Origin of the sequence: Mesorhizobium metallidurans STM 2683, assembly GCF_000350085.1 — a bacterium.
Classification (GTDB): domain Bacteria; phylum Pseudomonadota; class Alphaproteobacteria; order Rhizobiales; family Rhizobiaceae; genus Mesorhizobium; species Mesorhizobium metallidurans.
Window position 1 is genome coordinate 1 of record NZ_CAUM01000069.1, and the last position, 9,093, is coordinate 9,093.

Annotated in this window: 10 protein-coding genes and 3 pseudogenes; 5 read left to right on the forward strand and 8 right to left on the reverse strand. The window is 58.6% G+C overall.

Annotated features, from left to right (window positions below; genetic code table 11):
• The 3 genes from MESS2_RS12265 to MESS2_RS12275 all read left to right on the forward strand — a co-directional run.
• The coding region (locus MESS2_RS12265) for a hypothetical protein (protein WP_040592772.1) at positions 1-1,078 on the forward strand (1,078 nt) is incomplete at its 5' end.
• 689 nt (positions 1,079-1,767) lie between these two features.
• Positions 1,768-1,992 (forward strand): MerR family DNA-binding protein, encoded by a 225-nt coding sequence (locus MESS2_RS33270; RefSeq protein ID WP_157357673.1) that lies wholly within the window; start codon positions 1,768-1,770, stop codon positions 1,990-1,992.
• 126 nt (positions 1,993-2,118) lie between these two features.
• On the forward strand, positions 2,119-2,445 hold the full coding sequence (locus MESS2_RS12275; RefSeq protein WP_008874559.1) for a Bile acid:sodium symporter (fragment): 327 nt from the start codon (positions 2,119-2,121) through the stop codon (positions 2,443-2,445).
• Here the strand turns inward: MESS2_RS12275 and MESS2_RS12280 are convergent.
• The 5 genes and pseudogenes from MESS2_RS12280 to MESS2_RS12300 form a co-directional block, all read right to left on the reverse strand.
• Positions 2,442-2,738 carry a SemiSWEET family sugar transporter gene (locus MESS2_RS12280; protein ID WP_040592778.1) on the reverse strand — a complete coding sequence of 99 codons (297 nt, stop codon included), beginning with the start codon at positions 2,736-2,738 and terminating at the stop codon, positions 2,442-2,444. The two genes, MESS2_RS12275 and MESS2_RS12280, sit on opposite strands and share 4 nt — an antisense overlap.
• 113 nt (positions 2,739-2,851) lie before the next feature.
• A complete protein-coding gene (locus tag MESS2_RS32225; protein ID WP_008874560.1) occupies positions 2,852-3,229 on the reverse strand; it encodes a hypothetical protein in 378 nt (125 codons plus the stop codon).
• Positions 3,230-3,234: 5 nt separating this feature from the next.
• On the reverse strand, positions 3,235-3,426 hold the full coding sequence (locus tag MESS2_RS12285) for a DUF3606 domain-containing protein (protein WP_008874561.1): 192 nt from the start codon (positions 3,424-3,426) through the stop codon (positions 3,235-3,237).
• Between the two features lie 634 nt (positions 3,427-4,060).
• Positions 4,061-4,674: pseudogene (locus tag MESS2_RS12295) on the reverse strand (hypothetical protein).
• Positions 4,658-5,398, reverse strand: a pseudogene (locus MESS2_RS12300) (DUF4142 domain-containing protein). Before MESS2_RS12300 ends, MESS2_RS12295 begins: the two co-directional pseudogenes overlap by 17 nt.
• 304 nt (positions 5,399-5,702) lie before the next feature.
• Here MESS2_RS12300 and MESS2_RS12305 point away from each other — a divergent pair.
• Both MESS2_RS12305 and MESS2_RS12310 read left to right on the forward strand, forming a co-directional pair.
• Positions 5,703-6,170, forward strand: a complete 468-nt coding sequence (locus MESS2_RS12305; RefSeq protein WP_008874566.1) for a YbhB/YbcL family Raf kinase inhibitor-like protein — start codon at positions 5,703-5,705, stop codon at positions 6,168-6,170.
• Between the two features lie 2 nt (positions 6,171-6,172).
• Positions 6,173-7,651 (forward strand): FAD-dependent oxidoreductase, encoded by a 1,479-nt coding sequence (locus MESS2_RS12310; protein WP_008874567.1) that lies wholly within the window; start codon positions 6,173-6,175, stop codon positions 7,649-7,651.
• Here MESS2_RS12310 and MESS2_RS33275 read toward each other — a convergent pair.
• The 3 genes and pseudogenes from MESS2_RS33275 to MESS2_RS12315 form a co-directional block, all read right to left on the reverse strand.
• Positions 7,609-7,857, reverse strand: coding sequence for an RES domain-containing protein (locus tag MESS2_RS33275; protein WP_341872357.1), 249 nt, complete (start codon positions 7,855-7,857; stop codon positions 7,609-7,611). The genes MESS2_RS12310 and MESS2_RS33275 overlap by 43 nt on opposite strands.
• Positions 7,858-7,944: 87 nt before the next feature.
• Positions 7,945-8,161, reverse strand: a pseudogene (locus MESS2_RS33280) (hypothetical protein); the annotation flags it as partial.
• 563 nt (positions 8,162-8,724) lie between these two features.
• The gene (locus MESS2_RS12315; RefSeq protein WP_008874569.1) at positions 8,725-8,928 is read right to left on the reverse strand and encodes a CsbD family protein; all 204 of its coding nucleotides are present in this window, start codon (positions 8,926-8,928) and stop codon (positions 8,725-8,727) included.
• Between the last annotated feature and the right edge of the window lie 165 nt (positions 8,929-9,093).

Genomic DNA, 9,093 nt, shown 5'->3' on the forward strand with positions numbered 1-9,093 from the left:
TGACGACTGTCCTAAGGAAGTGATCGCACTCGGGGTCAATGACCCGGAAATGATTTCCTTGATGGGGTTCTTTGAAGAACAGGTCGGACCCGACACGATCAGCGACCTGACTTCTAGGGTCATAGAGCCGCAACTTGCGGCGCTGACGAACGAGTTCTGTGCGTCGAATGGAATTGCAGTCAAGAAGTCCGGGCTCACGCCAGACATCGCCTTGCCACACTATACCGCGTCGAATGGCAGGGAACGGGCGATTGTGCTGGTCCCAATTGACATCGTTCGCGAACTTCCAATCGCGAATGACTGGTCGGAAATCGAAGCCGCGATCAATGCCAATGCAGCCATGCGGCAACGGGTCAATCAGTTTCTAGCGGGCATCGTCCGACCTACCGTGACGGACAGAAAGGATGCCATTCGGCAGGCAGCTTTCCAGTCTAAGGAACTGTTCAACACTTTCTTGGCTGCGATGAAGGCGCACGCCACGAACTACGATCCGAACAGTGACGCCCTCGGCTATTACCTCTTGCGCGACATCCTGAACAGCAAGCCTGAAGAGTTCAAAGTTGATAGGAAATACGAGGTCGAGAAGGGCATTGATGAAATAAAGCGCGTCGTCAAAGACAGCATTGAAATGTTCAAGCACCATGTCGAAAACGGCAACCTGTGGGAGGAGCTTTGGATCGATGGCAAACCGAAGCGGGAGCGCGCGTCGCAGCTATTCTACTACGCCATTTCCGACTGCTTTTGCCGTGCCAACAATATCGACATTTCGCCAGAAGCCAATATGGGCGGCGGCCCAATCGATTTCAAATACTCGAAGGGTTATAACGCCCGCGTATTGGTCGAGATGAAGCGCTCCGGCGGTACCGTCGTCCACGGCTACGAGAAGCAACTTGAAATCTACAAAGATGCTTCCCGCACCAACCACGGCTACTTCGTCGTCATTGATTACGGCGATCTTGGCAATAAGCTGGAGACGATCCAGAAGATCAGGAACGAGCGCGCTGTCCGTGGCGAACCCGCGTCGGAAATCATCGTGATAGACGCGACCCCGAAAGCGTCGGCAAGCAAGCGAAAATAGCGCTCAACTCACACGTCGGAGGTGTTCGCGCAACACCAGCGGAGAGGCCATTGGTAGCGGGCCGCTTGATAAGCTTTCGTCTTCGAAAGCAAAATCAAAAGACTTAACGGATCTGCATTCGGCGATCATTTTGGACTTTTTCAGCATTTTCGCTAAGTAAATCAATCACTTAGCGAAGTTCTGGTAGCGGGAGCGCGCTACCGCCTTTCCCCCCACTCATCGAGCCGCCAGTTCAGGCTTCGCGGCTACGGCTGAACGGGCCGAGCTTGTGCGATGCACGGCGTTACCTGGTCGACCGCACGCGAGCATTTGCCGGTGAGGCTGGCAGCGAAAGCAATCCAACGACGGCTTCAAATATTCAGGTTGAACTGCGGGTATGCCGTCGGCAACCGGGGGCATTCCGAAAAACGCTGCGAAGTGAAAGTCTCACCCCAAGATACGGATCAGGCAAGAGACATCTGACTGAACGGGTTGCTGCTCGCAGGAAACCGTCCTGCGGTCTGCGCTTGGATGGTCTCGTTTCCATGGCGCGAGGTGCGCTGTTCCTCACCCGTTGTCGAATGTCGCGGCAAAGTGCCTTGCGACCGGGAGGAGACCTAAATGAACGACATCAAATTCACGTCCGGCCTGAGCGTGGTGGCCGATGCCCATGTCGCCTTTCGCGGCACGCCCTCGCCGGCGGTCATCGCGTGTACGACCGGTCGCTCGTCGAGCGTTTGACCTTCATTCGGCGCTGTCGCGATTTCGGGTTTACCCACGCGCAGATCCGGGAGTTGACGCGCTTGGCCGGGGATGACCGACGTTCCTGCACGGAGGCGCGCGATCTGGCCCAGGCTCATCTTGTCGAAGTGCGCCGCAAAATGACGGAGTTGCAAGAGCGGAGCCTCGAAGGGTATGTCGACGCCTGCAACTAAATCTGTCTCGGCGGGCCCGCCTCGAACTGCAGCATCTTCGAAGACCTCGGAGGAGAGCGCCAGAAGTCCACCCCGATCGCCGGCTGCTGCGGCACTCGGGCCAAGCCTTAGGCGAGAGGAATTTTCGTGGTTGACCAAGATATCCGGAATCATCTGGAGAGCCGACAAGTCCAGATCTATTTCGGTGCGGTCGCGATCGCGACAGCCATTGCCCCGCTCGTTCCCGGGACAACGGCGCTTGAGGCGGCGATCAACCCGGCACTCGCGTTCATGTTGTTCGTCACGTTTTTGCAGGTCCCGCTGGTCGAACTTGGACGAGCGTTCGGCCGCGTACGATTTACGCTGCCGTTGCTGCTCTCAAATTTTGTCGCAATTCCGCTCCTCGTCGGCATACTGTTCCAGGTGATGCCCGGCGATCCGCTGCTCAGGCTGGGTGTTGGAAGGGCGCGTTAGTTATCCGGATCAAGAATATCGGCAACTGCATCCTTCTCATCGCGAGGTAGAATCGTCATCGTAAAGATGAAGGCCGACAGCAAAAGGCAGACGCCGTTGGTTATGATTATGGGCCATTCCAGCTTCATGATGCCGAAAGCCAACCACAAGGCAAAACCCAAAACCGTGATTCCATACATCGGTGCGGAGATCCCGCCTGTCTCTCGCGTTTTGATGATCTTCCAGGCCTGAGGCGTAAAGCTGGTCATGGAGCAGACAGTTGCGAGGTAACCTATAAGCGTGACTGAGTTCATGCTTGCCGCCCTAATCAAGCTGGGTCTTCGGACATGCATGCCCGCTGTCGCGCAAGCAGGCGCCCTAGCTTCCCACCTAAGGTGTAGACCCATGCCGGGAATGCTGTCTTCGGTTACTTTTCCGCCTGTTCAATAACGTGAAACACGCTGGTTTTTCCACCTGCAGCAGGTCTCACCCTGATCCCCGGTTTTCCGGATGCTTTCCCGGGCATCATAGGCTTAGGGATGATCTTTACCACCGCATGCACATGGCTTTGCGCAGCGACTGAAAGGCTTCGCACGACCTTTTTGCCGTTCATGAATTCGACCGAAAGCTGTCCATCAGCTTGCCCCCCGCGCCGTGAGTATAGCGAACGATCCCAATAGGAAAAATTAACAATGGAAGGCGGTAAGGCGAGGATCCTCACAAAGCCAATTTCGGGGGCGCTTACATACACGCGCCGAAGCCAGCCGGTTGCGGTTGCCAGAACAGGTACGGCCAGTTCGAACACCTCACTCAGGCTCGGCCTCGCAGAGCCTGTGCTTCCTGTTCCAGTGTCGCGCGGCTGTTGCCGTGCTTTGCGATGAGTTCCCTCACTTGCTGAGGGGTGATGCCTGTCTTGCTGGCGAAGTACTCGACCTCATAGTCCTCGTCAGCCGATACACGATCGCGGTCGCGAAAGTCTCGTTTGCTTTTATCGACAGCCATTTTCGTTCCTCCCACAAAGCAATGGGCCAAAACGCCATTCGAGGCGATTTGTTTCAACCTAACTCATTGGCGAATTGGCCAATTTTCTCATGCTGACTTGCCTACCGAAGCGTGAGGCAACGTATAGGTAGGCCCTTCGGGCCGCCTCTTGCCCAGACGTGGAAGAGCGACGCACGTCTACACATATATCGAACCGCACAGACATATGCAGAAGCCAAAACCGGGCGGGGTCAAAGCGGTTTGCCAGCTTGTCGTCGGTGTCAGACTGATGCGGCTGCTACACATTAAATATCGTCAGTCTTCGGTTTCAGTGCTTCAGCTTCCTGCTTGAGTTTGGGCCAGTCGGCACCGTGCTTTTGAAGGAGCCTGCGTGCCTGCCTGGGTGTTATCGATGCGACCTGTGTAAGATGTTCGATCTCAAGCTCTTGCCCCTTTACGACGCGGCTTGAATCATTCGACTTATTTTCGCTCATTGAATTTAACCCTGCTTCTAGCCACCGAACAGCAACGAGCGTTACGAAGCGCGGTTCCGTCGCGATTCCGTACAGCCGCTTGGGTCATGAAAATTCACGCTCTTGCTGAGGAGAGGATTTAAAAGGAGCAAGGCGGCCTTGGCCGCCTTGCGAGTTTCGCATCAAAGATCGCGTCCGCGTCTAGCCTGCTGCAGGTCTTCTCCAGTGTAGACTTCGGCGTTCGGGTCGAAACCGGTCCAGCGCCAGCCTCGTATTGATTGCGTCTGCCAGCGACGTCGACCGAATTATATTGCTTGAGGATCTGTTCGGCATTCGGCGCGAGATTGTCGTCGACCTTGGCAGCGACCATCGTGCCGCCACGACGAACGCCTTCGGCACAGACATGGGCGTCGTTTTCAGGGACGCCAGCGCTTGTCATGGCGTCGATGATGCCCCCAGCAGCACCACCGACCACGGCCCCGCCAACCGCGCCGACAGCAGTGGCAGCCAGCCACCCAGCTGCAACGACAGGTCCCACCCCGGGAATGGCCATCAGGCCGAGGCCTGTTGCCAGGCCGCCGGCGCCGCCAATGACGGCGCCGACGCCAGCTCCCGTGGCCGCGTCCTCGCCGGCTTCGGTCTCCTCGTCCTTGTGCCAGCCGGTGGCGTTGTTGGCCACAATGCTGATGTCATCGGGCGGGACGCCGGTGGCCACGAGTTCGCCTACGGCATCATTGGCATCGTCATAATTGTCGAACAGTCCTTTCCTCGCTTTCTGATCACTTGGTTCCGGCAACAACGTTGCCTCGGTAGTCGAGCGCGATCGGCGTCGACTTGCCGTCCTTGCTCCCGTTCCGCGCCAGATGCCTTGGTCGTCCTTCGTCAGACCAGAGACGTCGGCATAACCCGCCTTTTCGATCGCGCTCTTGGCCTGGGCTTCGGTAAAGCTGTTGGCGCCGGGAACAGGAGCGGCCGGATTGGTCGCGCCGCTGGTCACCGCCGGTGTGGTGGCGTCAGAAGCTGGCGCCGTCGTTGCGACCTTTTGAATCATCTCCTGATGCATCTTGAGTGTCGGCAACGTCTCGGCGGGCAAAGGATTTCAGGGCGGCGTTGTGGCCGTCCTTGGCGTAAGCCTCGAACAGGCTGACCGCATCGGTGTGCGCCGCCTTCTGCATGTCTGCATAAGATGCAACTACTGGCGCCGTACCCGACTGCAGCTTGTCGAGATCGCTCTTGTGTGCAGCATCGAGGTCGGCAGGCACCTTCAACTTCTGTTCGCCGGCGATGCTCTCAAGCTTCGCATTGGCGACGCCATGATCGGAGATCATCTTTTGGGCGAAATCCTTGAGCCCTTGGTCCTGCGGCTTGTCTTGGGCGACTTTGCTCGACTGGACTTCGAACATTCCGCCGAGCGCGGCCTTGGTGACGAAATCCTGCGCGGTTTCGGCAGCGGGCGCTGGCAATGCGAAGACCAGTGAGGTGGCGAGCGATAGCGACGCTAGGCGGAAGGTGTTTCTCATGCAGATGCTCCTTGATTGGAAAAGACGATGAGGCCCAACCTCCAGGCAATGCCTTTGTTCCAAATGACAACGCGCAGTGCGGCGAGGCACCCTTGCAATAATTGCAACGACTGCGATCCCGGAACTTGTGGATGGCAGAGAGAGTTGCCACCCTTCAGAAGGACAGCCTGAACTTGGCGCGCGAGCCATGGAAAGGCAAAAAGCAGCTCGCCAAGCGTCCTTCGGGAAATGCAACACCAGCCTGTCGGGAACGTGAGCGGCCGGTCGTTGTTATTCAACAATACGGACATGGAGATCAGCGACTATGGCCTTTGCCCTCAAGAGTCCCGCCTTCACCGACGGTGAAAGCATACCGCCGCGATACTCTCGTGATGGGGAAAATGTTTCGCCACCGCTGGAGTGGAAAGACGCCCCTGCTGGAGCCAAAAGCTTCGCCTTGATCATTGAGGATCCCGACGCACCTTCAGGCACGTTCCGCCATTGGGCGATCTACGACATCGACCCGCAGCGCAATATTCTGCCGGAGGGCACGACGGCGGGCGCCAAGACCGAGAGCCTCGGTCACGGAGTCAATGATTTCGGCAATCCCCATTACGACGGTCCCCAGCCGCCACGTGGACATGGGCTTCATCACTACCATTTCCGGCTTCTGGCACTCGATGTGGAGACCCTGCATCTCGACGAGAAAGCGCCGGTCGACAAAGTGATGGAGAGAGCCAAGCCACATATACTGGGGCAGGCCGAGCTCGTCGGCACGTTCGAGCGGACCTGACCATGGACGCCGAGCTTCCCGGCGCGTCGGGCAGCTGCTGGACAGCCGGCCTCTCCGCGCCTCGCTATCCAAGCCTGCAGGCCTCAATCCACGCCGAGACCGTCGTTGTCGGTGCTGGAATCGTTGGCCTCACTACAGGCCTGCGCCTCAGGGAAGAGGGCCGTGAGGTAGCCGTTGTGGAAGCACTCGATATCGGCGGACAGGTGACCGGCCGCTCGACGGCCAAGATCACGACGCAGCACAGACTGATTTATCAGCAGTTGATCGCGCAGCGAGGACGTGAACTGGCGCAGGACTACGCAGACGCCAATAAGGCTGGATGCGACCTCATTTGCGATTGGGTGGATCGGCACGCAATCGCGTGTGACTTCGAAAATCGCGACGCTTATGTCTATACCCGGGATCTCGGCCGCCGCAACGAGATCGAAGCGGAAGCTGCTGCCGCGCGGTCTCTCGGTTTCAATGCGACGATTCTGGATCGCGCTCCCCTTCCATTCGAAACGGCGGCAGCCTTGCGTTTTCCTGATCAGGCTCAATTCAATCCTGCGAGCTATCTCCACGGCTTGGCCAAGGCATTCATCGAAGGCGGGGGCTTGCTCTTCGAACGGAGCCGTACCCGGCTGATCGACGAAGCGAACCGTTGGCGCGTGGTCACGGATGGCGGCAACATCCATGCGGAAAACGTCATCATCGCCACGAACATGACGGTGAAGAGCCCGCTGGGAATGGCGCGGCGCACGCAGCCACGCATGCATATAGCGATGGCCTTCCGGACGGACGACGCGGATCTGCTGGACGGCATGTTCATCAGCCTGGAGGAGCCGAGCCGTTCGCTGCGCCTCGGTCGGGATGCGGACGGCCCGCTACTGGTCGTGCTGGGTCCGAGGTTCAATACCGGGCAGGATGGCGATGTCGCCTCGCGGTTCAGGGAATTGGAAGTTTGGGTGCGTGACCATTTCGATGTCGGCGACACGGCATGGCGCTGGTGCAACGAGGACTACGATACGCTGGATCGGATCGCGTATGTCGGCGAGCCCGACTCCAGCAAGGCCCCCGGGTTCTACATCGCCACAGGGTTCAATGCCTGGGGTATCAGCAATGGCACGGCGGCCGGGATGCTGATCTGCGACCTGATTGTGGAGCGCCGCAGCCGCTGGAAGGCGCTCTACGATCCCGCGCGTCCTGCTCCTGAAGACTTCCATCGCGATGGCGACAGCCAGTCCATCGTCGCATCAGTCGAAGAAATCGCACCCGGACATGGCGGCGTGATCGAGAAGGACGGCGAAAAGATCGCTGTCTATCGCGGTGTTCAAGGCGGGTTGCATGTGCTGTCGGCGAAATGCACCCACAAGGGCTGCACGGTGACCTGGAACAATGCCGACCGGACCTGGGACTGCCCCTGTCATGGCTCGATATTTTCGGCGGACGGCTCGGTCATTCACGGTCCCGCCAAGAATCCGCTGGCGCTGGCCGTGCTCTGATGCCAACCAACACGACCGCTATTTTCCGGCCCTCGAACACGATACCACACATGTGCGAACGTCCGCTTGAAAGGCTGGAGGTAGGCGGCAAGCGTTGCCGCGGGGACGATGCTGGCGCGCTGCTTGTATTCCTCCAGCGCTGTCTGGGTCGAACGGGACAGATAGAGCGCTTTGATGCCTGGCCGGTTGAAACGACCGCCGTCGATCGCCGCTCCCGCACCACTGGTGGCAGGAGGCCCATTTGGGTGTCAGATAGCGATGGAAGATCTCGTCCAGCCCGACGCGGGTGACTTTCACCCGCGCGCCCCACGATCCCGGATGTAGGCCAGGACTGCTTCGACCTGACCCGTCGGCGACGAACTCGGCCGCCATGCGATGGCCACAGTCAGCGATCGGTTCGTTGCGATACCAGTAGACCGCCTTGTCGACGTCGCCGGTGAGCTCCGTTGCGGCCGAGATCACCTCCACCATCTCGCGCATCCGGCCCTGCAGGCGCTCCGATGACGGATTGGGGTGGATGACAAACCCGCCCTTCAATGAACGGTAGGTTTTGCCAGCCCTATGCCGGCAATCTTTGGCGCGCCAGCAGATGTCATGTCCAGCACGTCAGATCGGCACCTAAGGCGCACTCCAACTATACCCTGATTTGCCGATGGCCCAGACGATAACGGCCATCGTGAGGACAATCAGCCCGCCCACGACCATAGAGGTTATAACCCCATAGGCAACCACCACGGCAAGTGACAATCTGGAATGTCGAGACAAAAAGTGCGCCGCCGCCTATCATCGTTTCGGGCGCGGCATTGAACATCCAGACTACCAGAAGATCGCCGGATGCAAGACATCGGTATCCGGTGCCTGTGGGGAGACCCGCCACGTCACTACCATAGCAAACTGCCAGAGTTTTCATATGCCCGATGCATCCCACTTCGATAGCGATCCGAGCTCGCTGACCATCGGAACTGAGCGCTCGCCCAATTTGGGATGGAGGCTGAAGTTAGAAGCCGCCCCGATATCGACGCAAGAAAAGGCGCTGCCGTCCGACAGCGCCCTATCTCCGATTTAGCGCAATCCTACCAGACCTGCTGACCGTACCAGTCGTCGACATCCCTGCGAACGCGATCCTTCTCGATACCGTAGTGCTCCTGGATTTTGCCTTCGAGCTGGTCGCGCTTGCCAGCGATCCGATCGAGATCGTCATCAGTGAGTTTACCCCACCGTTCCTTGACCTTGCCTTTGACCTGCTTCCAATTTCCTTCGACGCGGTTCCAATCCATGGTCCGTGACCTCCTTCGTTTTAGATAGAGGAGAACGGTTTTCCGGTCAGTGGGTTCCGCTCGAACTCCCGACCAGATCGCATTACGCTTGGCTCATCGGCCCGCGGTTCGCTCGGCTGGGTGTCCTGTCGATCATCCCGCATCACGCCTGAGGGATTTGACGGG

Bases quoted from the DNA above. Each gene is read 5' to 3' on its own strand.
- MESS2_RS12280 (WP_040592778.1), bottom strand. From the start codon at position 2,738: ATGAACTCAGTCACGCTTATAGGTTACCTCGCAACTGTCTGCTCCATG.
- MESS2_RS12285 (WP_008874561.1), bottom strand. From the start codon at position 3,426: ATGGCTGTCGATAAAAGCAAACGAGACTTTCGCGACCGCGATCGTGTA.
- MESS2_RS12305 (WP_008874566.1), top strand. From the start codon at position 5,703: ATGGCCTTTGCCCTCAAGAGTCCCGCCTTCACCGACGGTGAAAGCATA.
- MESS2_RS12310 (WP_008874567.1), top strand. From the start codon at position 6,173: ATGGACGCCGAGCTTCCCGGCGCGTCGGGCAGCTGCTGGACAGCCGGC.
- MESS2_RS12315 (WP_008874569.1), bottom strand. From the start codon at position 8,928: ATGGATTGGAACCGCGTCGAAGGAAATTGGAAGCAGGTCAAAGGCAAG.